Raw genomic sequence first — 23,109 nt, 5'->3', positions numbered from 1 at the left:
TGCTTCATGAACATACCATACCCTATTAAGATTAGAGCTGTATGGTGGGATGAATCCTCGAGGAAAACATGCTGGATAAACACTTTGAAACTACCCCACTCGGAGGAGGTGGAGTGTAGCAGCGACCCTGTGAGGGTTGCAAAGGCAATCATAGACCTGGAGATAAGAGGGGCTCCGGCAATAGGTGTTGCGGCAGCCCTGGCGGTAGCATCCTACGCCTGGACCTTGACAGGTAAGCCCAGGGAGGAGTTCTATTCTAAAACGCTTGAAGCAGTCTCAGTACTCTGGGCCACGAGGCCAACAGCTCACAACCTGTTCCACGCTCTCACAAGGGTTAGGGAGAAGCTGCTCGCGGGAATGAGTGCTGGGGCAACCCCGCTGGAGGCTGCGGAGGACGTGACGAGGGAGGCTCTGAAGATTATGGAGGAGGACATATACTCGAACTACTTGATCGGTGAGCACGGCTCCCAGCTGGTCCCCGACAATGCTTCAATCCTGACACACTGCAACGCGGGAGCCCTCGCGACCTCTGCCCTTGGAACAGCAGAGGCTGTTATGAGAGTAGCATGGTATAAGGGGAAGAGGATAAGGGTTTACGCAACAGAGACCAGGCCCGTCCTCCAGGGGGCGAGGCTAACGGTCTGGGAGCTGGTGAAGGAGGGGATACCGGTAACCCTGATCACGGACAATACCGCGGGCTTCCTCATGAGGAAGGGAATGGTAGACCTCGTCATAGTTGGAGCGGACAGGATTACCAGGGAGGGCTATGTTGTAAACAAGATTGGAACATACATGATAGCCTTAGCTGCCAGGAGAAACAACATCCCCTTCTACGTAGCAGCGCCGACAAGCACTATAGACTTGAACAGCAGGATCGAGGACGTGGTCATAGAGGAGAGGAACCCGGCAGAGGTGAAGTATGTCATGGGGAGGCTGATAACCCTGGAGGAGGCCCCGGCCTTAAACTACGCTTTCGACATAACCGACCCGGATCTCGTAACAGCCATAATAACCGAGAAAGGAGTTGTCAAGCCCCCGTTCCCCGAGAACCTTAAGAAAATAGCAGGCTCTTCTCAACCCCACTAGACAGCTTGCTCCAACACTTTCAACCCCTTCCAGATCCTGTTTAAAGAGTATGGGAAGAGTTAAAAGGGATTCAAGTATGATAAAATATATATGAAAGGATGAAAATATGTACAAAGCCCGGATTACATCAAGGGCTTTGCAAAACTATTTATGCTGGAACATAGAGTCGGACAGAATTATATGTTTAAACATAAATATTTATCAGAACGTGCAGCTCCGTTTGACAACCGACAGCAACCCGTTCATTAGAATTATTCAAAGCTTTAGGGAGGCAGGAGAGAGGCTTCACCGCGAACTAATTGATCTAAACCTGAAAATTCTAAGGAGAGTCCCCGTTAGAGCTAGAATGGTTTTCTAAAAAAGAGGTTTGGCTATAAGGACATGGTTAATTATCTTCAAGCAGTAGTATTAGAAATTGGTGGTGTTGGTTGAGCAATGCATGCTTCGAACCACTTCTCAAGAGGCGTAGCATCAGGGTTTTCAAGGATGAAGAAGTGCCTTTAGAGCTCGTGTTGAAAGCGATCGATACTGCCAGGTACGCGCCGAGCGCGGGCAACAAGCAGCCCTGGAGGTTCATAGTGATACGGGAGCGCTCCAGGATTGAAGCTCTTGCTAAAATCCTCAGGTATTCCAAGCCCTTGCTGAACGCTAAGGTAGCGGTGCTCGTCCTAGCGAGCAAGGATGAGTCGCCTGTTTCACACATGGTGGACGGGTCTCTCGCTGCCATGTACTTCTGGCTCGCCCTCCACTGCACAGGGCTGGGAGCCGTTTGGATTCAGACTTTAAGGAATGTTAACGAGGTGCTGGAGCTCGTTGGGGCTCCTGAAAACTATGTCCCAATAGGCTTGTTCGCAATAGGCTGGCCGGGCGAGCAGCCTGTGGCAAAGGAGAGGAAGCCTCTGAGCGAGATAGTGTTTCTCGAAAGATTCGGGGAAGCATTGAAGCAGTGAAGCCCCGCGTCTAGTTTTTTTAAAAAACATTCTTCCCACGGTTAAAGCGTTAAAAACCCTTCTACACTAATAACGATTAGTAGACGGGCCCGTCGTCTAGCTTGGACTAGGATGCGGGGTTCGGGACCTGTTGGAGAAGCCGCTGAAGGCGGAACTCCCCGTGACCCGGGGTTCAAATCCCCGCGGGCCCATACTCAACGCTTCAGGCTGGATGATACTTTGGACGTAAGGGATACTGCTAAATACTTGGAGTCGATCACCCCGGAGAGCCCTGAGGCTAAGAGCATCCTGGCCGAGGTTTACGAGAAAAGGTTTGTCAAACTATCCTGTAAACAAGGCTCCAGCAACGGCTTCATATGGGTTTACACTGGGCCGAGAGGCGACTACCTCCTTGTTCCAAGAAGCTTCTGCAGTTGCAAGGACTTCATGATCAGGACTGCCTCCACTAAGAAGACGCCTGCCTGTAAACACCTGGTAGGGCTGGAGCTAGCCGCTAAGCTGGGTAAGAAGAGGGAGGTTTCGCTCAGCGCTGAGGATTGTGTAAGGATTGTTTTCGAAATACTTGAGAAAAACCTGTCTCCCACGCTGAGGAAAGCATTATATACTTTACAGGAGTGATTAGAGATCAGCGAGCGGTGTATTAAATGGGTAGGAGGAAGAAGAGGAGGAAGATTCAGAAGAGGATAGTGAGAATCCCAAGCGTGTTCCAATGCCCTAACTGCGGGTCAGTATCTCTTTCAGTAGAGTTCTCCAAGGCTGAGGAGGCAGGGTTCAAGATTGCTAAGATAATCTGTGGGCGATGCGGGCTGAGGGCAGAGTATCCCAACCCAGTCCCTGATCTCTACCAGGCTGTTGACGTTTACAACAAGTTTATAGACCTGTTCGAGGAGGGCAAAGTCCAGGTTACTTTCGAGAAGCCTAAGACAGAGGAGGGCGGCGCGGAGGAGGCTGGTGGGGTTGAGGAGGGTTCATGAATACATCTCCGGCAAGATAGCGAGAGGTGAGAAACTCCACTTCACCCTGGTAGACCCTGACAAGCCTTTCACAAGGGAGGGGCTTGAGAAGACAGCGAGGCTTATGGCTGAAGCAGGCACCGACGCCTTCCTAATAGGCGGGAGCATAGGCGTCACCCCTGAGGGGGCTGGCGAGGTAGCCGGGGTTTTAAAGGAGACGGGGCTCCCCGTCATAGTTTTCCCCGGAAACATCAACTGTTTAACCCCGCGTGCCGATGCAGTATTGTTCATGGTTTTAATGAACTCTAACGAGCCATACTACCTGATGATGGCCCAGGTTGTCGCAGCACCCCTTGTCAAGAAGTACGGGCTTGAACCGCTTCCAACAGGTTACATAGTAGTATACCCTGACACCGCGGTATCGCACATGGGTAGGGTTCAGCCAATACCTGTTGGGAAGCCTGAGGTGGTTTTAGCCTATGCTCTAGCAGGCGAGATGATGGGGTTCAAGTACATATATTTGGAGGCTGGAAGCGGGTCTCAGCAGACCGTTCCCCTGTCATTCCCAGCCATAGTTAAGAAGTACACGAGCCTCATCACTATTGTCGGAGGAGGCATAAGGTCTCCCGAGCAGGCGAGGGAGATGGTTAGATCCGGTGCGGACGTGCTTGTGACAGGGACCATTGTGGAGAGAGACCCTGAGCTAGCGGTTAAAATTGTGAAGGCTGTCAAGTCCCCTTAGCAACGTATTTCTTCTTGAAAGCATCCTCAACGTCAACATTCACCAAGTTTGCAATGCTAAGGAGCCATGCCAGTACATCCGCAACCTCCTCCTCGATAAGCTTGTGATCCATTTTGAGAAGGGCTTCGGCAAGCTCCCCAACCTCCTCGCTGAACCATGTGAAGGTAGCGAACAACCCCCGTGCAGAATCCCTCTCGAAGTATTTATCCTTTATAAGCTCCTGCGCATCCCTAATCCTCATGCCAACACCATAATTATTTAAGCATGTAAGAATTAAATAAGAGGGGAGGCTGAGCGGGTTGAGCAAGAAGTCTAGGAAGAAGGAGGGGCCTGCACTGCTTTCAGCAGCGGGACTGGTTAGATTCTACGAGGAAAGCGACGTAGGGTTGAAGCTGAAGCCCCATGTTCTCATAGGGATAATGGTGGCTTTCACCATAGCTATAATAGCCTTGTCAAAACTTATGCCGATAACTTGAAACATTTTAAGATTGCGTAGGAGAATCCTGGCAAACCATCCTGGAGGCGCGCTAAGGATGTGGTTGTTGAAAAAGAGTATTTGAGAACACTACTGCTTCACATGAACTTCTTAACCCACTCCCAGTTCAATTCAACGCTTCTCTTTATCTCTTCAAGAGCCTCAGGCGTTATGTTCCTAAACCTTCCCTGCATCTTAACGTACTCTTCAACAGGCTTCCTCTTAGACGGGTCCATGTAGGGCCTGCTCGGCCCTGACAGGGTTATCTTACCGTTCTGATACTCGTACAGTATCCACAAGCCTGTTTCAACAGCCAGCCTCGCCATCTTGACAGTGTACTGGGGTTCAAACCTCCATCCAACAGGGCAGGGGGCGTGGAGGTGTATGAACTTGAATCCTTTAATGCTCTTAGCCCTCTGCAGCTTGCTGTAGAAGTCGTGCGGGTAGGCTATGCTCGCGGTTGCAACGTAGGGTATGTTGTGAGCTATCATGATTCTCGCAACATCCTTCTTCTGCTCAGCCTTCCCTGACACAGGGGTTGTAGTGGTCCACGCACCCCTCGGTGTTGAAGAGCTTCTCTGAATCCCCGTGTTCATGTAAGCCTCATTATCATACATTACGTAGATCATGTTGTTGTTCCTCTCCGCAGCCCCGCTCAAAGTAGCCATGCCGATGTCCGCTGTGCCGCCGTCCCCCGCCCACGCTACGACGTGGACATCCGTGATCCCCCTCTTCTCCAAGGCCTCAGCAATGCCTGAGGCCACCGCGGCGGCTGCCGCGAAGGGCACGTGCACTATGGTTGCGTTCAGCGACTGACCCGGGTATGTTCCCACGACAACGGAGGAGCAGCATGCCGGTATGACGTAGATTACCTTCCCGCCTAGAGCGGCGTGAACTGTTTTCCAACCCATGGGTATGGGGCATCCGGAGCAGGCTGCGTCGCCTGGTAGGAATGCATCCCTCATGTTGTAGGATATTGGGGGTTTGGGTCTCTGCTGGGACATGCTATCACCTCTTCTTAAACCATTCGAAGAAAACGGGCTTACCGCCCTTCTCAACGGTTTCAATGAATCTTTTAACAATCCTCTCGAAATCCTCAGTGGTGATGTTTACTCCCGCGATCCCTGTCACGACATTGCTTAGAGCTGGGAGCTTGTCAGTGTATGCTGCGAGGCCTGTGACCAGGTCGGTGAATATTGGCCCCCAGCCGCCGAAGCTGATCGACCTGTCGAAAACTATCACGCCCTTAGCCCTGCCCGCATACCTCCATACCTCCTCGTGGGGGAAGGGCCTGTAGAACCTTATCCTTACAACCCCTGCCCTGTAGCCCTGCTCCCTTAGAGCGTTCACAGCCTCCATTAAATCCCCGCTCCAAGCACCCATTGCCACCGCTATGTAGTCAGCGTCCTCGCACCTGTAGCACTGGGTTAGCCCGCCGTAGCTTCTCCCGAAAAGCCTCCCATACTCCTTGTCAACCCTCTCGATAACTCTCTTAGCGCTCTCCATGGATTCCTGTATGCCGTAGAATATGTCCTCGGTCTCCTCGGGCATTGTCAAGCCTCCAACACCTATTGGGGAGCCGCCGTCGACAACGTATGGTTGCCTGCGAGGCCCAAGCCACTCCCTCACAAGCTCCTCGTCAGGTATTTCAACAGGCATCGTGGTGTGCCCTAGTATGAAGCCTTCAATACCCACCATAACCGGCAGGTAGACCTCGGGGTCCTCGCCTATTTTGAAAGCCTGAATGGTTAGGTCAAGGGCTTCCTGATTATCCATCGCGTAAGCCATTACCCAGCCCGCATCCCTCTGATCCATGAAGTCGCTGTGGTCGGGCCAGATATTCCACGGGGTGTTAATAGTTCTCGACACAATAGCCATCACCATCGGTATCCTGGCTCTTGAAACCCAGTGGACAACCTCGTGCATGTAGAGCAGTCCCTGGCTGCTCGTAGCAGTGAAAGCCCTCGCCCCTGCCAGCGCTGCCCCGTAGCACGCGGCAAGCGCTGAGTGCTCTGATTCAACCCTTATCATCACGGAGTCAAGCTCGCCTGACTCAACCATTTCCGAGAGCTTCTCAACAATGCTTGTCTGCGGGGTGATAGGGTATGCTGCTATAACCTCCGGCCTCACAAGCTTGACCGCGTAGGAGATCGCGTGGTTGCCTGTTAAAGCCTTCCTAACACCCATGTTCTCACCCGCCCTCGGGAACCATTGAAATAGCTTTCACAGGGCATACTTCCGCGCACACGCCACAGCCCTTGCAGTACTCCAGGTCTATGGAGACCCCGGTTTCAGGCTCAACCCTTATCACGTTCACGGGGCAGTAGATCTCGCAGGTGAAACACCTGGTGCACTTAGCGTTGTCTACAACGGGTCTCTCAGTCCTCCACAACCCTGTCTTGCCTGCAACCCCTTTCGCCGGTGTTGTGATAGGTAGCTTCCCGTGCACGGGTTTAACTGTTTCAACACTCACTAGCTCACACCTCCTTCACAAGCTTAACCTCTCCGTAAGCACGCTCGGCTGCCTGCGCGTTGACAGCGCCAGCTTTCTCGCCGAAGTAGTTGACGATTGCTTTCTTAACGTTTTCAATGCTCGCCAGCTTCACAGCCCCCACCAGTGCTCCAAGCATCGCGGTGTTCACGACAGGCCACCCGGCTATGACCAGCTTCAAGTCGTGAGCTATTCTTGTAGCATCCACCGTGTAGGCTTTAAAGCCTCCTTCAGCCGCGATCCTTGACAGGTCGAGCTCCTGCTCAGGCGTGTTAACTATTAAAACACCGTTTCTCCTCAGCCTAACCCTGTTCACAACCCCCGAGGATATCAACCCGTGGTCGAATACTACTAGGATGTCCGCGGTGTTGAACATTCCGTGCTTGAGAATCGGCTTATCGCTCACTCTTGCGAAAGCTGTGACAGGTGCACCCCTTCTCTCAGCACCGAAGAACGGGAATGCTTGACCGTTGAGGCCCTCGTACATTGCCGCTTCAACCAGTATGTTGGCTGCGGTAACAGCTCCTTGACCTCCTCTGCCGTAGAAGATTATTTCGTGAATCATAGTAAACACCGAGCCGTAATGTATATATGAGTATATACTTTTTAAACATATCGTAGCATTGCCTAGTTCGAAGGCTTTAAACCGTGACCTCACCGATCACGAATCAATCTCGCCCCATCCCCAAGGCGTTATTGTTGAGAACGTCTCCGAGACCAGGGTTTATCTAAGTAGAAAACATTTTGACTTTTTCGAGAAAGAGAATGTATCAAAGGGATGTAATAGGGTGTGGGAAAAAAGAATTTTCTATACGACGCAACTTCTCATTAACTACTGCAAGTATAAGTGGCTACACCCACGTGTATTGCTACGTAGAGAGTTTCCGCAGACTGCTCTGCCTCGTCCAGTGGTAAGTACAGCGTAATGCTTGGCGTTATCTCTGTGTACTCGCCCTGGTATTCGAATAAACCGATCTGCGGGTTCCCAGCCCTGTTCTGGGGTATTCCATCCAGGCTGGTTGCAACATGTATGTGATAGTATGATATCGAGTAACCATCATCTAGTTGTATGCTGATAACCATGTTCTGCCCGTTGACCATGATGTAAACGTCTCCAACATCGTAGTGCTGAGCCCTTATCAAATCGGTTGTTACTTCTCCACCATTATATACCACGTACATTGCCCAGCTAGCACCGGGGAAGGGCATCCCGTAAGCCCATGAAGTTTCAGCGTCATCGTTTAAGTAGCACATTCCGCCTGCCTCACAGCTTACCGTATACGTGAAGTACATTCCCCAGTTTCCTCTGTTCGTGAACCTCGTGCCATTACCCCATGCTGTCTCCGTTTTAACTATGCTACCATACTCGTCTACTTTAGCAACCACTGCGTGAGCAGCTATGTAGAGGGTTGTTTCAAATGGGCACTCAATACCGAACATCTCGGTCAGGTTGACAGTGAACTCATAGCTCTGATCCCATAATCCGTAAGCCTTGTAGGGGAACCTGCCAGGTATCGGGTTGCCCGTCCTGGTCGTAGGTATGTCGTACAGGCTTGTGGCTACTGCTAGATGAGCCTCCGTGAGATACCATGCCGGGTCTGTAATATTGTACAGCACGTGCAGGATTAGGGAACCATTCACAACGCTTGTCCACACGTCTACTTCGCCAACAACCATGTACTGTCCGGCGATCAACGGGGTAGTATAGACGTTGTTCGGCTCGCTACCGATTGACAACGAGTTTAATGTTGCGGGTGTTAGAATAGTTAACAAGAATGTTACTATTAATAATATGCTTATAGTTTTGAGATACGTATTTTCACCTGATTATTACAATCAACTTAATCCTTTATAAATTCCGCGTTTTTAGTTCGTGAAACCAAGCAATCAGGTTTGGTTTCAAACCCGATCATTCGGTTAAATGAGTTTTTAATGAGCAAGTGATTTATACCTAGGGAGAGCTTACTCTTTAGTGGGGGATTGTGGAGTGACGATTTACTGGGAGAGGTGCAGTGTTTGCGGGAGGTATGAGGCTGTTAGGCAGTGCACGCTTTACAAGGATGTCCTAGTCGATATTCACTGCTGCATCCTGTGCGTTAAGAGGAGTGTTTGCCCAGCCCCCGCGTGGAGGATCGCCCTCCCCGCGAAGCCGGTTACGCAGGCTAGGGCGGGGGTTAGCGTTGAGGAGAGGAAGCGTTTAATAGATGAGTTGACCAGTCTTCTCGAAAAGCCCGGTAAAAAGAATGCTTAGCTACTCAACCCTCGGGGTTAGCCAGTAGATTATTGTCCCGCCTCCAGCTATCTCGTACTCAATCTTCATCGGCTTGTCATTATCGAAGTATATTGTGACCTGTTTAGCAGCCGAGATAGGCTTCAGGGTTGCCTGGAGCAGGTCGACAGAGTATTTAGCCTGAACCCTGGGGGATGTTGACGACAAGTATATCAGCGGGTTGCCCTCGCTGAAAACACCCTCATACTCCTTCTGCTGCTCACCTGTTTTAACAATAAGCTTCCCCTCCTGGACTGTGAAGACAGCGGTCTCGCCCACGGTTTTCAAATCGCCGAGCAGCTCCCTGTAGTCGTCGGAGGCTATTTTAACCGTGACGCCTAGCTCGATGTTTATCTCGGGGACAGGCTCAGGCGGCCTAGGCCTTGTCTCCAGGAGGAAGGTTCTTTCAAGACCGGTTTTCTTATCGCGGAATATGATTCTCAAAGCAGAATGCTCCTTATCCAGCTCCATCTCCATTACATCGTTCCTTGTACACCTTCTTATAATCCTGTTGAAATCCATTGAGGAGATCACGAAGAATTCTTCCCCGTCAACACTGTACTCGTCGAAGGCGATCCCGGGGATTTTGACAATGGTCATCATGGTTTTATCAGGGCTTAAAACCTTAACCTCAAGCGCGTCGGGAGTGGCGTAGAATGGTGCTTCATCAGTGATTTTAGCGATAGCCTGCGCGACATACTTCATTTTCGAAGCATTAGAGTAGACAGCCCTGAACAAGCAGACACCTCTCAGCAATTATTTCTAAGGTAACCTATAGTTATAACCCTTTCACTACTTTAAACCTAAGTGTGGGATTCATGAAAGAGGTTAAGGTAGTCATAGACATAGCTAGGAGCGCGAGGGTAACGCTCAGCAGGGATGACGCGTTAAGGCTTCTAACAGCTATCAAGGATGTGAAGGGCTCGACAAGGGATTTAAGCGAGGCGTACAGGATTGTCGCAAGCTTCGAGGAATACTACAGCTACTCCAGGAGAAGGTTCGAGGACTACATATTCGTCCCTAAGGATCCGAGGGAATCCCTTGAGGGAAGGACGGTTATCCAAAAGCTTAGACTGCTGAGGAATGGGGGAGACAGTGTTGAAATAGTTTTCGACAGAAGGGTGGAGCTAAACACTATTATTGAGGCGTTGAAAACAATTGGTTTCGAGAAAGTGGATGTTACTTCACAGTCTTTCTAGCCCTCCGCTTCTTACCGCTTCTCCCCTTCCTCCTGGACTTTGACTTCTCCTTAGTGGTTGAAGCCTTCTTCCTCCCGCCCCGCGGAGCGCGGGGGGCAGGTTTTAAAACGGCTCTTGAAGAAGCGGTCTCCTTCAACTCGTCAATGCTTGCCTCTCCCGAAAGCACCCTACGCCACATCTTACTGATGTTGAGCATTTGCTTAAGCAGCTCAACCTTTATCTCAACAACCTCCTTCTCCTCCCCTTCCTCTACAGCTTCAGCCTCCACCTCCTCTGCTTCGAAAACCTCTCCCTCTTCCTCCTCTAAAAGCATCCCAACCACCCACAGCTGGCTAGGGGTTGATATATGGGTTTTTGGCAATAAATACCTTGTTTAACCCTTCTACTCCTCAATCCCCACCGCGCACTCATCAACAGGTTCCCAGCTTTTCAACAAGGGTGCTCCTAACTTCTCGCATCCCAAAGCCCTTCGGGCCCCGTGGCTGAATAGTTTCGAGCAGTCAAGGCTTTCACGTTTCAACCCGTTGCAGAGTTCTCCACCAAACACCTAATCATCTCAGCGGACCTTGCTCACACCCCTATGCTGCAACACGTCCAACATCTCGCAGGCTATCCCGCACCATGCAGAGTAGTCTCTGAAAACGATGGGTAAGCATTCAGCTACAACTGTTTCATCCACAGAGATACTAAAGCGTTATGGCTTGTCTAAAATTCGCTCTTAAAGACTTAAATGTTTTCAATCCGTATTTGTATTGAGCTGGTTGTTGGGGAGCAGTATGAGGAGGCTGTTTCCCGGCTTAGTATTCTTACTGTTCATGTTGTTCTTGATAATGCCTCACTGGCAGCCTGTGTCTGCACTGGAGATTCAGGGATGCCAGGACATACGGAGTAGTGGTGTGTACGTGCTCACAGGCAACATCTACGGGCTACAATCCGGGAAAGACTACTGCATCGGTATCTTCGCAAACGAGGTCATACTTGATGGGAACGGGTTCAGCATAGAGGGTCTTGGAATCGGGCAGAGAGCACAGGGAGTAAGGGTTATGAATGCATACAACGTAACCATAAGAAATCTAAAGATAAGCAAATACAATTATGGAATCTACCTGGTTGATGTAGCTGAAAGCAAAATAGTGAATAACGTAATATCACTAAATGACAACGGCATCTACCTGCGTGGTTCACACCATAACGAAATAACAAGTAACAATATAACATCTAATGACGTCGGCATCTACCTGGATTCTTCAAGCTATAATGAAATATCCGGTAACACTATCTCATTAAACACCGTGTTTGGCATCCGCCTCGGCGATTCATACATTAACACCATAATCGGTAACACTATCTCGTTAAATAACGGCGACGGTATCCACCTGCGGGATTCAGGCAATAACACGATAATAGGCAACACTATAGAATCAAATGATGCGGACGGTATCCACCTGGATTCTTCATACTATAATGAGATATCAAGCAATACTGTATCATCTAATGGCGAAGACGGCATCGAGCTGGCGGGTTCAAGCAATAACAAGGTAGTAGGAAACACTATATTATTGAACCAATACGGCATTTCCATCGATTCCTCAAGCTTTAATGAAATATCCGGTAACACTATATCGTCAAACAGTGTGTACGGCATCCGCCTAAGTAATTCATACAAAATCACAATAGTGAACAATACTATATCGTTAAACACTTTTGACGGCATTTACCTGTATTCTTCACACTATAATGAGATATCGGGTAATACTATATCGTCTAATGGTGATGACGGCATCGAGCTGGTAGCTTCAAACAAAACCATAATAGTAAACAACACTATCTCGTTAAACACCTTTAGCGGCATATACGTGCGTTCCTCGTCAGGATACAACATGATATTCAACAATATTCTCAATAATTCAATAAACGTAGTTCTTGAAGATGCAGGCAGGAATTATTGGAATACAACTAGGGTTGCTGAGAGGAATATTGTTGGAGGCAACTATCTCGGCGGAAACTACTGGGGCAACCCGTACGGGACAGGGTTCAGCGATACTTGCAAAGATGGCGATAGTGATGGAGTATGCGACAGCCCGTTCCAGATTGATGAAAACAATGCTGACTGGTTGCCTCTAGCTAACCCGCCAACGCCTACCACAGGCCCCGGTCTCGAGATGATTCTCGCAATGATCACTGTACTCGGAATTATTGGAGTGGTTGCAACAGCTTCACTAACCAGGAGGAAGAAGACTTAATTTTTCGCGAAACTTTTTCTTACAAAATCTTCATGGGCTTGTTTAGTGCGAATATTCTCTAAAATGGTTTCGAAGTCTTACTTTTTTCAATCCGGACCCGTGGCTTCAAATAACTAGTGTAAAATTAAGTGTTAATTCAAAATAGTGAGCACTGGGTTCAGGGACCGCGTATCCAATGGATTATTGAAATCATGGAAAGGGGCTCGCTTTTTCAAGGGCCGGGCGAGAGATTAAAACAGGATCTCGCTTAGCTCACCACCCTGATGCAGCTCCCCGGAGCAGAGATGGAAGAATAGTCTGCGTATTTGAATCGAAAACCCGTTACAGATGATTACGATTTGTTTTATCTATGGGTTGATACGGGGTTTTTGGCGATAAATACCTTGTTCAAACCTGCAATATCGACCAGGTATTCCATGGTTTTCAGGTTCATCAGGGCTGTTGAAACAGCCATTTCCTTATCGCTTGTTGAAACACCTGCTACCGATTTAACAGCGTACTCAAGGCTCTCGGGCTCGTTAATGTTGAAGAATATTTTCAACCCAGCGTTGCTGAGCAGTATTCTCGGAATGCTTTTAACATCCTGAGAAATGACCACTAGGGATATCCCGAACTTCCTGCTCTCGGAAAAAAGCCTTGACAATATCCTGTCGCCAACCCCGCCCGGGAGAACAGCCCTGACCTCGTCGACAACTATAACCAGGTCCCCCAGCCTCCTGCCGTACATGGCTGAAAGTATTGAGTAGAGGAGGGTTTCAACAAGGATTGCCCGGGAGAAGTCGGTGGCCACATTGTTAAGTCTGAGTATAACCGGCTTGTCTAGTAGCGAGGCAAGCGGCACAGGAGACTGTTTCGGGAAGTAGCGTGCAAGCATTTTCACGTAGGGGCATATCCGTGCAAACTCTTCTGGAGGATCTAAGTGTTCAGCACAGGCTTTCTCAAGATCCTGCAGGCTGGGGGGTGGCAAACCCCATGTCGAGGGATCGTTGACATCGATACCCTTCTCCAAATACGCTTTAACCAGGAGCTCCTCCAGTGCAATCCTTTGAAGCGGTCCAAGACCGAACAGGGTTGCAAGGGTTTGGGAAAACTCCTTAGACTTCTCCAAGGGGCTTAAGCCCCCGAGCTCGAGAGGGTTTAGGAAGATTTCTGATGCGTCCACAATCCTGGCTTCAGCAAGCCCTGCGTCCTCGGGCTTGTACTCTCCGTGCGGGTCTATGATCAGGACTGTTTTCCCCATTCTTGAAAACTCCCTTGACAGCTTTCTAGCAAGGAGGGACTTACCTGTCCCCGAGGCCCCTGCGATCACTACATGAGTGTTGATCATGGATTGAAGAGGCAGGTTGATATCGCCCCGAACCCTTCTCCAATACCAGCAAGGCTGGTTGCGGCTCACCCAGTTCTGGGGGAAACCCTTGTATTCGTCAACCGGGAGGCCGTGTTCAAGCTGTGCTAGAGCTCTTCCAAGGTTCAGGGACATTGCGGAGGGCTTACTGCCTGCTAACACGACCTCTTCTCCACCAGCTTGGTGAGAAGCCTCAAGCACGAGAGGTATCAGTGCTAGAGTGCTCAGCCCGGATGCCAAGCCTAGTTCAACAGCCCTCCGAGGAGAATACTCGGTTAAAAGCAGTGAGAACCCTGTAACCATGGAGAAGGGTAGGCATGCAATAATCATCAGAGGCGTGACCGATGCTCCGAGAATATAATACACCACAGCAACCAGCGAGAGGGAGACGGATGCTGAGCTAAGAAATAAGGGCGCCAACCCAGCCGAACCGTGGCGCCGCACCCCCTTGATCAAGGCGAGCAGGCTCCTAAAATCCTCAGCTTCTCTTCGCAGGCTTAAAACCACTAGCCTCTTAGACCATGAGAAGTAGAGAATAGCTATTGACAAGGGGATCGCGTAGAAGAGTTCCAGGGGAGTTTTAAAACCATCATATGTTAACAGGGAAAGTAAAAGAGTGTTCAGGACGGTTGCGTAAACCCTCCTGGACGCTAGAAGAAGGATGGTGAAGTATGTTGCTAAGACAAGTATTCTCGCCAGGGAAGCGTAGAAGCGGAGAGGGTTGGCGGTGCTTGCGAGCTCAAGAATAATAGGGAACAAGGTGTTGGCGAGTATTAGAGCGTATGCAAGCCTCGTGTTCAAAGCCTAATCCCTTTCAACCCTTGAATCACGTGCACAACCGTTCTGTTTAAAACATTGTAATTGTTCAGGATAATATATGCTTGGGATTGATAACTTTTATCCATCCTTCTAGTTTTAATGAGTGATAAGGTATGGGAGCGAATGATCAGTGTGATGTGGAGAGCATTCTCAACTATGCTAAGAAGTATGCTTTTGTGAGTTTTAAGCACAAGGGCTGCAGGATTTTTAGGGTAAGGAAGTACATTGATGTGGTGCCAGTCAAGATCAAGGTGTATGAGGATACTTAAGGCGGTATTAGAAGGTTCGTAATAACCTTCGTGTCTAATGAGTGGAAAGAACCCAAGACCGCAGGCCCCGCCACCTTCCCTGAGGTACTCGCGTGGTTGAAGAAGAAAGGAGTGGTATTATCTAAGAAGCGAAGAACTTAAGATGTGGTAGCAGCCGTTATAGAGGGCTTCATTGAGAGGGGACGGGTGGAAATCGACTACACCACCGAAGGTTAACCATGCTGTGATCGCTTCCTTAAAGCAAGACCTTTAGTGATTGCATGACGAATTTATGGTGATAGAGTTTTTAGTATAAGTGTTTCCTCGGTGCGTGATTCTCTCTTTCATCGGTCAGATCTTAGTTATAGATCCAGCGTATTCGTACAGGCCGGCCTCGTTATCGATGATTCCTCAGAGCTCGAAACCCTCGAGTAGTTAAGATTCGCAACGTACTCATGGGTGCTGGACCCGAGATAACACTTCTTGATTCTCCTCTAGGTAATACCTGAAGGGTTTGTAGTCGCCGTGACCCAGCAGGCTCCTAAGCACCTTAAGGTTTTGATCTTGGAGAGCTGTCAGGCGTAGGAGTGCCTTACGTTATCTGGACTCGTTTTCTTTTTTAGATAACGCTCTATGAAGGCATATATCACGTTCCATACCTGTCTGTTGATTAATGTGAATAGGCGCGGACTCTCCACCCTCTTCAAGTAGCGCCTCACGATCTCCCAGAATACTAATTAGAACACCAGCTGGATACTTCGTTTTTCAATTTGAGCATGCGTCAATACTTCGTGGGGTATTAGTAATAGGAAGCCTATAGAAACTTGAAACCATGCAGTAGGAAAACGCCTAAGTTCACCCTCTTCGAATGCTTTAGAACCTTTTCAAAAGCTTGTTGAACAATCCCACTACTTCAACACGTATACTCCCATGAAGTTCCGTCATGTACGTGGCGGCATCCGCGACTCACATATGTGTAAAAAGGGTTTTCAACCTTTATCAGCACGAGGAAGACATTAAGTACGTGAAAACACCCCGCACCGACTCTAATAGTCCGCTGATGAAAGCTAATACTTCTCCTAGTGGCCCGTCCACACCTATGTAACTGACTTGATAATATATGCTACTATGTCTCCAAACGATCCACTGGCATCCTCGTAATATTCTCCTCTCAAGACTTCTACTCTGTAGAGAGTAATTGTTTTAATTCCTCCTTCATCACTCCACCAGTCATCATATTTTTCGAGAACATATTTTACGGGGCCAACGTCTACGAACTTGCCTGCAGGGTCTAATATTCCGACATATCCTCCCTTCATTGGCACTATTACGGCGACGTGCCCGCTCTTGGAGTTTTTAAAATCTATATCGGCTAGCCAGATGCGATATTCTTTCCCAAGATAGTAAATATCATAGTATTTCATCATTGCGTATAACAGTAGGGCCATGTCTTCACAATCGCCCTGCCCACGGCGCAGTGTAAAAGAGGGCGGCTGAACATACTCATGTCTGTAGACAAAGTAGCACTCCGAGCTCTTTTCACATACTGGAACGGGGATTTCCGGGTCGTAAGCGTACTTAATATTTGAGACAACCCATTCGTAGAGCCTCCTATAGGACTCCCAACCACTATAGGTTGAAACACCTGCCACTTCTACATACTGCTTCGTGGCTTGGACTTCCTCGAGTATTAAAAACCTCTTCAGTGCTCTATCGAAGCTGGTGTAGTCTTCATATGTCTGTGTAATATCATATAGAGTTTTTTGCAGCTTGTTGTTCTCACTCCACAACGATATCTCTCCCATGAGGAAGATAAAGGAGATAAACAATATTGCCACAATACATTCACGGGTAGTCTTCACGCAGGCTTGATTCTCCAAGCATCCCCCCTGACCATTAGTAATCACTTTTTCGATAAAAAGTGATTCACACCAGGCTTAGTAGTTCGCTTCGATGAAAGCTATTATGTTTTCCAGCAAGTCCCCAACGTCTATTCTAATGTTTCCGTTCAGGTCTACATAGAAGAGCCTGGCCGTTTTTATCCCGCCGTGTTCTTCCCGTTCCTCACTGTACCGTGTAAACGATTCCCTAGGTGTGCCTTTGAGCATGACCCTGCCGGCCGGATCTAGAATGCCGATGTATTTGTTTCCCAAGAGGACTACGACCGCTATGTGCCCGGAGTTGTCGCTCCAAAACGACCCGTCCAGGAGCCAGGCAACGCTGACTTCTCCGCTGTAGTGGATGTCGTAGTGTCTTATTATAGCGTAGAGGGTGGTCATGCCCTTACAATCTCTACCCAGTGCAGAAGCGTGAAAGAAGGTGATTGGTAGTACTTCCGCGTCACGCACCTGGGAACGAGGGTACAGGATCGTGCACGTAGTCGAATATAGCGTTGTGCGTGAAGCCCAGTCCATCGGCATGTCAAATTTCGCTAAAATGTATTTCAACCCGCTTACTGTTAACATGCACTTCCCGCTGTAATCTACCGCACTCGTCCCTGCCTTCATCAGCGGATGACCAGCGAAGAGGTTAATGCACTTTACGTAGTGCTCCAGGTGGAGGGATTCGCAATTCTTTTAGTCTTTTCTAATTGCTTCTACTTGTTGTTCTGTCGCTGTGGGTTTAAGAGCTTCGCTATGGGTTTTCCCGAAAAACCGAGGTTTCCGCTAATAGCATGGTTTTGGGGGAACCCTAATGCATCCGTTACGGAGGCGGTCTTATCCCCCCTCTCCATCCCCGCTCGAACGTGCTGTAGAGGCCGGACTGCCAAGGGCTAGGTTGCAACTTAACCTCCTCCTTAATCTTCTCGGCGGCTTTCCTGTCCACGTTTTCATCTGCCTGCTTCACGGCTAGGTAGGTTTCATGTACTATTAGCGAGAGGCGCTGAGGCAGGGACATACCTAGCAACACGCAAATTTCGGCAAGCTCGTCAACATATATCCCTGGCAGTTTAACGCTTTCATACTCAACCCTAATCCTACTCCATGGCATGCATTCATTCCAGTAAATTGTTGCTCAAATCCCATTGAATGGAGGAACCCAAGTAAGAGTAGGGTGGGAGCCAGGAAACGCTTTGACTTTGCTGAGATCTGCCTGAGAGCTTTTCCGCCACCAACTTCGCCCTTATTAGGATAAAAGGGTTATATGGATATGTATGCTTGGATGTTGAAATGCCTGGGAAGATTGCTGAGTGCTTGAAAAGCCTTGGCTATGAGAGATTCACCGAGCTTCAGAGGAGGAGTTTTGAAAGCATTGCTCTCAGGAATTCTTCAACGCTCATAGTTGCCCCGACCGGGAGCGGTAAGACCGAGGCTGCTGTAATCCCTGTGATGTACTCGATCCTTAAGCAGGGGTTGAAGCCTATTGCATGCATATATATCACCCCGCTTAGAGCGCTTAACAGGGATATTGAGAAGCGTTTGAAAAAGCTTGCAGAATGCTTCGGCCTCGAGATCTCGCTTAAACACGGCGACACTCCTGAAACCGTTAGGAAGGCTATTCTTGAAAACCCACCCCACATACTCGTCACAACCCCGGAGAACTTCAACTACATCATGGTTAACGAGAAGCTCGCTCCCAGCCTCGCAAACCTCAGGTTCATAGTTTTCGACGAGTTCCACGAGCTCCTCGAGAGCAAGAGAGGGTTGCTCGCCTTCACGACAAGCTTCCTGCTCGAGAAGAAGCTTGGGAGGAGACTTGTGAAAATAGCCTTGTCAGCAACCCTTTCAAACCCTGAGAGAGCCGGGGAGATCCTTGCATGGGGGGAGAAGCCAAGCCTTGTAGAGGACTCAACGGTTAAGAAGATGAGCATCACAGTAGAGGTGCCAGAGTGCAACAGCGACCTGTGCTTCCAGGTGAAAAATATTATCGGCGATGAGAAACAGGCTGCGAGGATTGCGAGAATAATAGAGCTCGTTGAGAAGCACGCGGGAGTGTTAATCTTCGTAAACACGAGATCCCTGGCGGAGAGGCTTGGCTCCCTGTTGAAAACCATTCCTGAGAAGCTCGGGCTCCCCGGGCTAAGGGTTGAAGTACACCACGGTAGCCTCTCGAGAAGCCACAGAGAGAGCGTTGAATCATCCTTTAAGAAGCGTGAAGTTAAAGCACTGGTTTCAACCTCGAGCATGGAGCTCGGCATAGACGTAGGCCACGTAGACCTCGTAATCCAGTACCTGTCGCCCAGGCAGGCTACCAGGCTCACGCAGAGAGTTGGCAGAAGCGGGCACAGGCTCACGGGGGAGTCCAAGGGCGTTGTCCTAAGCATGGATAACACCATACACTTCCTCGAATCCCTAGTGCTCGCTAAGAGAACGGTTGAGAAAGCGATTGAGAAGGAAGAGATAATATATTCCCCTCTCGACGTCCTAGCCTACGCCATGGCTGTTGAATCACTCCTCTTCAAAGAAGGCTTCAGCAAGGAGGGCTTCTACACCGAGATAAAGCAACACCCTCTCTACAAGGATTTGACAACTGAGGAGTATGAGAAGCTGGTGGATTACATGGTTTACACGAGGATACTCCGAGAAGAAGCCGGGATCCTCAGGTACACCAGGAAGACAAGGATTTACCTCTACAAAACCTCCATGATCCCCTCCAGCAGGGATGTAATGGTCGTCGAGGCTGCGAGCAACAGGAGGATTGGGAGTTTAAACGAGGAGTACGTGGTTTTAAACGTGAACCCCGGCGACACCATCATAATCGGGGGCAACGCGTGGAGGGTTGTAGGCTACGATGACGCCGAGGCCAAGCTGTACGTTGAGAAAACAGCTGCAAGCATTGAGGAAGCCCTAATACCCCACTGGGAAGGGGAGAACATACCGGTCGAGTATGACGTAGCCCAGGAGGTGGGCAGGCTTATCACTTACTTGAAAACCCATGGGGAAATACCCGGCGACTATGCGGCCTCCGCCCCGGGGAGGACAAGGGTTGAGGTTGCCGAAGACCTCTGCGGCTGGGAGAAGATATGCGTGGACTACGTGGAGGAGTTGCGGTCAGTACTCGTCACTGTTTACGGTGGAAGCAAGGTTAACAACCTTTTAAGGGAAATCCTGGCAACCGTTCTCAAGAACCGGCTCCCACACGTGGATGTTGAATCATACTCATCACCCTACACGCTGGTTTTAAGGATAAAAGGATACCACACGCCGAGAGAGGTGACCGGGATTGTCCAGGAGGCGCTGGCAAGGCTGGGGAGCTATCTTGATAGAGACTTCCTCAAACAGGTTGCGAGGAACGGGAAGGCTCTCTACTGGAGGATATTCCAGGTTGGGCAGAGGTTCGGCGCGATAACCCCTGGTGAAACAAGGGTTTCCAAGACAATGCTCGAAGCCTTTGTAGACACCGTGATAGGTGATGAAGCCTTCAGGGAGGTGCTGGTTAAAGACTACGATATTGATTCAGCAGCAGAGCTGGCTGAGAGGATTGCGAGGGGGGATGTAAGGGTTGAGGCAAGGTATTTCGAGAAGCTTGGGCAAGGACACCTGGAGCTCCTAGGATACATCGAGATCCCGGTCGCATCCTCCATCATAACCCTAGACAGGGAGCAGTATGCTGAGAGGCTTTTCAACAGGCGTGCCAGACTCCTCTGCATAAGATGCGGGTACGAGGTATCCGGGACGGTTAGGGAGCTGGCAAAGATGGAGAAGTACGTCTGCCCCAAGTGCAAAACCGCTACGCTAGCCCTTGTCAAGACGGATGGGGAGGAGGAGAAAAAGGTTATCGCCAAGGCTAGGAGAGGTGAGAGGTTGACCAGTAGTGAGCAAGCCCTTCTCGAAGACCTTGCCAAGAGAGCCATAATACTCTACAAGCACGGGAAGACAGCGTTGCTAGCTCTCTCAGCAAGAGGCGTCGGCGCCTCCGAGGCTGCTAGAATACTCTCCAAGGTCAGCAGCGGCGGCGACCTTCTCAGCGAGATCTATGAGAGCGAGAAGAAGTATTTGAAAGCGAAGAAGTACATTGACGCGAAGAAGCAGTCCTAAAGCAGGAGCCAGGCCTACCGGCCCCGCCAGCATAGCCCTTAGCTGAACTTCAACCGCTTCCTCGAAGGCCTCTTGAAAGCTTTCGGGCTGTCCAGTATAAGCGGGACAACAACCTTCTCAACCAGCTGATCGCTTATAGGGCAGGATTCAAGATACTGCCTCCTAACCTTCTCGTCAACCCTGCTCTCGAGCACTGGTCCCTGGGGAGTGAGCCTTGCAACCCCTCTCGGAGCCCACAGTATGCAGCTCCCGCATTTAACACAGCCGTACATCCTGTAGATTATTTTTAAAACATCGACAAGGTCTTCAAGGCTTTCGCCAGGGGCGAAGGGCTTAGCCTCAACCATATCTTCCTTTATAATAATATTAGTGTTAGGGGTTGAGATCTCGACCACGCCATCTCCCTCCTCGTATGAGAAGCCGATTCCCTCCGTATTAGCTTTCAGAACACTCCTGTACCCGTCGCTGACAACCTTCCTGTTGAAAAATAGTTTCAACCCTTCCTCCCCCTGGGTTTTCGAGACGGGTGCAAGGTTGACGCTGCTTGCGAGAAGCCTCCTCCTATACTCATCCCTCCAGTCAATACTGTATCCTTGAACATGCCGTGCAATCCTCTTCTTAGCTGAAGCAGGCGTCAGCCACCTCCACAATCCAAGCTTAACCCATTCCTCAGGCTGGTTCAAGCTCCTCCTCCAGTACTCGAGAAGCCTCCTCCACCTCTCCCAGAGCTCGGGGTATGTTTCCTCAACATCCTTGAACTCTGCGAGAGTGCTCGAGGGGCATAGGAAGCATCCCAGCCTGTCGAAACCCTTCAAGTAGAGCTTGTTGAAGGGGAGGTTGTACTTGAAAATGTAGAGCCAGCCGGAAAGCTGCCCCCAGTACTGTATAGGGGATGTTGTCACCAGGTGTGGTATCCACTTATTCCTCCACACCCTGGGGCTCTTAGCCCTGTCGAGCGATTCGTAAGCTCTCTGGCCGACAATGTTGAACGCTCCATTAGGCCACAGGGCCCTTGTCAACCTCGCTATTGGAACCAGCTTCGCGATCTTGCAGCACCACCTGTAATCCTTCCCCGGGGGGCCGAAGACCTCAACGCCCCGCCAGAACACGTCCCCTGCGGACGCTACGTGAAGCTTTAGCCCATACCTCTCCGAGACTTCCTCGACATTACTGATGGTTTCCGGGAGCTCGAGCCCGGTGTCGTTGAAAACCATTTCACCCCCGCCCAGGGCTTTAACGGTCAGGTCCAGCGCTATCAGGCTGTCCTTCCCGCCGCTGTAAGATATTATCACGGGCAGACTGTACCTTGCGTGAAGCTTTTCGAGAAACCTCTTAGAAGATTCCTCAAGGGTTTTCAACCCCTCCTCGTTATGCTTCAACACGTCTTGAATGCTAGCCGCCCTCCCGCTGGTCTCCACTGGCCTTGACTTGTCGTGGAATGTTTTAACGATCACGAGCTTGTCACCGTACTTCTCAGCAAGGCCTCTAATCCTGTTCCTGGAATCCACCACCACGACCTGGTTGTCGCTAACCCCGGAGGCCTCCACCACCCTGCCCGTGTAGACTGGGCCGTCAACCCTTTGATCCTTGACAAGCTTCTCCTCGAGGGCGAGCACGGCTCCCGAGTAGGTTAGCCTGAACCTCCACTTCTCCCGGAACGGGTCGTAGTACAGCTGGCCGAGGACGTTGCCTGAGGCAACCACTTCCCACATATGGTCCCAGTGAGGGGTTTTGTTTAAAAGCACGAACTGGTTTTCGAAAAACCTGCGGTATAGCTCGGGGCTCCCGTACTCATGGGTTACAGCCTTCTCCAGCTTCTCAAGATCCCCCTGGAAGGCTGGGCGCGCGTCCCCGGGCTCCGACAGCCTCACCACGTAGTAAAGGTCTATCTCCTCCTGCCTCGGCTTGACAACAGGTATGTTCCGCCATGGATCCCAGTATATTCTCGCAACCCTAGGCCACATCCTCAATCAGCAACACCTATCTCCCTGAGAGCTTTGATTGGAAAACAGTATTTTATCCCGTAAGTTTCACCCAACCCGCCTCGTAATCTAAATGCGATACATACGGTGTCAGGCTTGGACATGCTGGAGTTTGTGAGAAACCTTACCCTGGCGATTGTTGGGTTAGCATGGGTGGTTTTCATGCTTTCCTGGGCTGTCGGCTGGGTTTTGAAAGGCCTTCCACTACCGTTTATAAGGGTTAAAAAGACTGGTGCAAGGATAATAGAGGATACTGTGTGGGCTGCATTCTGGCTTGCAATGGGCACTACAGTGTTCGCTGCCATATCGTACGTGGTATCAGTGGTCTA

28 protein-coding genes and 1 tRNA gene are annotated in these 23,109 nt (G+C 50.0%); 14 read left to right on the top strand and 15 right to left on the bottom strand.

Annotation, left to right across the window (positions count from 1 at the left end):
* Positions 1-6: 6 nt before the first annotated feature.
* The 7 genes from mtnA to AC3OH0_RS00475 all read left to right on the top strand — a co-directional run bounded on the left by mtnA (position 7) and on the right by AC3OH0_RS00475 (position 3,731).
* Positions 7-1,086, top strand: coding sequence for an S-methyl-5-thioribose-1-phosphate isomerase (gene mtnA, locus AC3OH0_RS00505; protein WP_498344351.1), 1,080 nt, complete (start codon positions 7-9; stop codon positions 1,084-1,086).
* A 220-nt stretch (positions 1,087-1,306) separates the two neighbouring features.
* The gene (locus AC3OH0_RS00500; RefSeq protein WP_498344350.1) at positions 1,307-1,444 is read left to right on the top strand and encodes a hypothetical protein; all 138 of its coding nucleotides are present in this window, start codon (positions 1,307-1,309) and stop codon (positions 1,442-1,444) included.
* Between the two features lie 70 nt (positions 1,445-1,514).
* On the top strand, positions 1,515-2,036 hold the full coding sequence (locus tag AC3OH0_RS00495; protein ID WP_193436497.1) for a nitroreductase family protein: 522 nt from the start codon (positions 1,515-1,517) through the stop codon (positions 2,034-2,036).
* A gap of 85 nt (positions 2,037-2,121) precedes the next feature.
* Positions 2,122-2,227, top strand: a tRNA-Pro gene (locus AC3OH0_RS00490).
* A 28-nt stretch (positions 2,228-2,255) separates the two neighbouring features.
* Positions 2,256-2,654 (top strand): metal-binding protein, encoded by a 399-nt coding sequence (locus AC3OH0_RS00485; RefSeq protein ID WP_498344349.1) that lies wholly within the window; start codon positions 2,256-2,258, stop codon positions 2,652-2,654.
* Positions 2,655-2,680: 26 nt separating this feature from the next.
* The gene (locus AC3OH0_RS00480) at positions 2,681-3,010 is read left to right on the top strand and encodes a hypothetical protein (RefSeq protein WP_498344348.1); all 330 of its coding nucleotides are present in this window, start codon (positions 2,681-2,683) and stop codon (positions 3,008-3,010) included.
* Positions 2,994-3,731, top strand: coding sequence for a phosphoglycerol geranylgeranyltransferase (locus tag AC3OH0_RS00475; RefSeq protein ID WP_498344347.1), 738 nt, complete (start codon positions 2,994-2,996; stop codon positions 3,729-3,731). The genes AC3OH0_RS00480 and AC3OH0_RS00475 overlap by 17 nt, the downstream gene beginning before the upstream one ends.
* On the opposite strand, the gene AC3OH0_RS00470 is transcribed toward AC3OH0_RS00475, so the two are convergent.
* Positions 3,718-3,972: a MazG nucleotide pyrophosphohydrolase domain-containing protein gene (locus AC3OH0_RS00470; protein WP_193436499.1), complete on the bottom strand. Its 255-nt coding sequence runs from the start codon at positions 3,970-3,972 to the stop codon at positions 3,718-3,720. The two genes, AC3OH0_RS00475 and AC3OH0_RS00470, sit on opposite strands and share 14 nt — an antisense overlap.
* A 58-nt stretch (positions 3,973-4,030) precedes the next feature.
* Between AC3OH0_RS00470 and AC3OH0_RS00465 the strand changes: the two genes are divergently transcribed.
* A complete protein-coding gene (locus AC3OH0_RS00465; protein WP_193436500.1) occupies positions 4,031-4,207 on the top strand; it encodes a preprotein translocase subunit Sec61beta in 177 nt (58 codons plus the stop codon).
* 97 nt (positions 4,208-4,304) lie between these two features.
* On the opposite strand, the gene AC3OH0_RS00460 is transcribed toward AC3OH0_RS00465, so the two are convergent.
* The 5 genes from AC3OH0_RS00460 to AC3OH0_RS00440 form a co-directional block, all read right to left on the bottom strand.
* Entirely contained in the window at positions 4,305-5,210 is a 906-nt protein-coding gene (locus AC3OH0_RS00460) for a 3-methyl-2-oxobutanoate dehydrogenase subunit beta (RefSeq protein ID WP_498344346.1), read from the bottom strand.
* Between the two features lie 4 nt (positions 5,211-5,214).
* On the bottom strand, positions 5,215-6,393 hold the full coding sequence (locus AC3OH0_RS00455) for a transketolase C-terminal domain-containing protein (protein WP_498344345.1): 1,179 nt from the start codon (positions 6,391-6,393) through the stop codon (positions 5,215-5,217).
* A gap of 4 nt (positions 6,394-6,397) precedes the next feature.
* Positions 6,398-6,679: a 4Fe-4S binding protein gene (locus AC3OH0_RS00450; protein ID WP_193436503.1), complete on the bottom strand. Its 282-nt coding sequence runs from the start codon at positions 6,677-6,679 to the stop codon at positions 6,398-6,400.
* Positions 6,680-6,683: 4 nt separating this feature from the next.
* Complete coding sequence (locus AC3OH0_RS00445) at positions 6,684-7,262, bottom strand: 2-oxoacid:acceptor oxidoreductase family protein (protein WP_498344344.1); 579 nt, start codon at positions 7,260-7,262, stop codon at positions 6,684-6,686.
* Between the two features lie 263 nt (positions 7,263-7,525).
* Entirely contained in the window at positions 7,526-8,470 is a 945-nt protein-coding gene (locus AC3OH0_RS00440; protein ID WP_498344343.1) for a hypothetical protein, read from the bottom strand.
* Positions 8,471-8,684: 214 nt separating this feature from the next.
* Between AC3OH0_RS00440 and AC3OH0_RS00435 the strand changes: the two genes are divergently transcribed.
* Positions 8,685-8,948: a hypothetical protein gene (locus tag AC3OH0_RS00435; protein ID WP_193436506.1), complete on the top strand. Its 264-nt coding sequence runs from the start codon at positions 8,685-8,687 to the stop codon at positions 8,946-8,948.
* Here AC3OH0_RS00435 and AC3OH0_RS00430 read toward each other — a convergent pair whose 3' ends face one another.
* Positions 8,949-9,704 (bottom strand): DNA polymerase sliding clamp, encoded by a 756-nt coding sequence (locus tag AC3OH0_RS00430; RefSeq protein ID WP_193436507.1) that lies wholly within the window; start codon positions 9,702-9,704, stop codon positions 8,949-8,951.
* Positions 9,705-9,784: 80 nt separating this feature from the next.
* On the opposite strand from AC3OH0_RS00430, the gene AC3OH0_RS00425 reads away from it, so the two are divergent.
* A complete protein-coding gene (locus AC3OH0_RS00425; protein WP_193436508.1) occupies positions 9,785-10,165 on the top strand; it encodes a hypothetical protein in 381 nt (126 codons plus the stop codon).
* On the opposite strand, the gene AC3OH0_RS00420 is transcribed toward AC3OH0_RS00425, so the two are convergent.
* From AC3OH0_RS00420 to AC3OH0_RS00410, 3 genes are all read right to left on the bottom strand, one after another.
* Entirely contained in the window at positions 10,146-10,478 is a 333-nt protein-coding gene (locus tag AC3OH0_RS00420) for a hypothetical protein (protein ID WP_498344342.1), read from the bottom strand. The two genes, AC3OH0_RS00425 and AC3OH0_RS00420, sit on opposite strands and share 20 nt — an antisense overlap.
* Positions 10,479-10,547: 69 nt before the next feature.
* Positions 10,548-10,712, bottom strand: a complete 165-nt coding sequence (locus tag AC3OH0_RS00415; RefSeq protein WP_498344341.1) for a hypothetical protein — start codon at positions 10,710-10,712, stop codon at positions 10,548-10,550.
* A gap of 9 nt (positions 10,713-10,721) precedes the next feature.
* Positions 10,722-10,844, bottom strand: a complete 123-nt coding sequence (locus AC3OH0_RS00410; RefSeq protein WP_264409085.1) for a hypothetical protein — start codon at positions 10,842-10,844, stop codon at positions 10,722-10,724.
* 97 nt (positions 10,845-10,941) lie between these two features.
* Between AC3OH0_RS00410 and AC3OH0_RS00405 the strand changes: the two genes are divergently transcribed.
* Positions 10,942-12,408, top strand: a complete 1,467-nt coding sequence (locus AC3OH0_RS00405) for a right-handed parallel beta-helix repeat-containing protein (RefSeq protein WP_498344340.1) — start codon at positions 10,942-10,944, stop codon at positions 12,406-12,408.
* Between the two features lie 343 nt (positions 12,409-12,751).
* Here AC3OH0_RS00405 and AC3OH0_RS00400 read toward each other — a convergent pair whose 3' ends face one another.
* Entirely contained in the window at positions 12,752-14,554 is a 1,803-nt protein-coding gene (locus AC3OH0_RS00400) for an ATP-binding protein (protein WP_498344339.1), read from the bottom strand.
* A 131-nt stretch (positions 14,555-14,685) separates the two neighbouring features.
* On the opposite strand from AC3OH0_RS00400, the gene AC3OH0_RS00395 reads away from it, so the two are divergent.
* A complete protein-coding gene (locus tag AC3OH0_RS00395; protein ID WP_193436513.1) occupies positions 14,686-14,841 on the top strand; it encodes a hypothetical protein in 156 nt (51 codons plus the stop codon).
* Between the two features lie 1,076 nt (positions 14,842-15,917).
* Here the strand turns inward: AC3OH0_RS00395 and AC3OH0_RS00390 are convergent.
* The 3 genes from AC3OH0_RS00390 to AC3OH0_RS00380 all read right to left on the bottom strand — a co-directional run bounded on the left by AC3OH0_RS00390 (position 15,918) and on the right by AC3OH0_RS00380 (position 17,811).
* Positions 15,918-16,700, bottom strand: coding sequence for a transglutaminase-like domain-containing protein (locus tag AC3OH0_RS00390; protein ID WP_498344338.1), 783 nt, complete (start codon positions 16,698-16,700; stop codon positions 15,918-15,920).
* Between the two features lie 57 nt (positions 16,701-16,757).
* Positions 16,758-17,327 (bottom strand): hypothetical protein, encoded by a 570-nt coding sequence (locus AC3OH0_RS00385; protein WP_498344337.1) that lies wholly within the window; start codon positions 17,325-17,327, stop codon positions 16,758-16,760.
* A 196-nt stretch (positions 17,328-17,523) separates the two neighbouring features.
* Positions 17,524-17,811: a hypothetical protein gene (locus tag AC3OH0_RS00380; RefSeq protein ID WP_193436516.1), complete on the bottom strand. Its 288-nt coding sequence runs from the start codon at positions 17,809-17,811 to the stop codon at positions 17,524-17,526.
* Positions 17,812-17,978: 167 nt separating this feature from the next.
* Between AC3OH0_RS00380 and AC3OH0_RS00375 the strand changes: the two genes are divergently transcribed.
* Positions 17,979-20,798, top strand: a complete 2,820-nt coding sequence (locus AC3OH0_RS00375) for a DEAD/DEAH box helicase (RefSeq protein ID WP_498344336.1) — start codon at positions 17,979-17,981, stop codon at positions 20,796-20,798.
* A 38-nt stretch (positions 20,799-20,836) separates the two neighbouring features.
* On the opposite strand, the gene AC3OH0_RS00370 is transcribed toward AC3OH0_RS00375, so the two are convergent.
* Complete coding sequence (locus tag AC3OH0_RS00370) at positions 20,837-22,762, bottom strand: phosphoadenosine phosphosulfate reductase domain-containing protein (protein WP_498344359.1); 1,926 nt, start codon at positions 22,760-22,762, stop codon at positions 20,837-20,839.
* A gap of 120 nt (positions 22,763-22,882) precedes the next feature.
* Between AC3OH0_RS00370 and cedA1 the strand changes: the two genes are divergently transcribed.
* Positions 22,883-23,109 (top strand): DNA import protein CedA1 (cedA1, locus tag AC3OH0_RS00365; protein WP_498344358.1); only part of this gene is annotated, 227 nt, incomplete at its 3' end.

The sequence above is a fragment of the Thermosphaera sp. genome (genome assembly GCF_059755995.1).
Note: the sequence above shows the minus strand (reverse complement) of the source record. Positions and strands in the feature narration are given on the sequence as shown.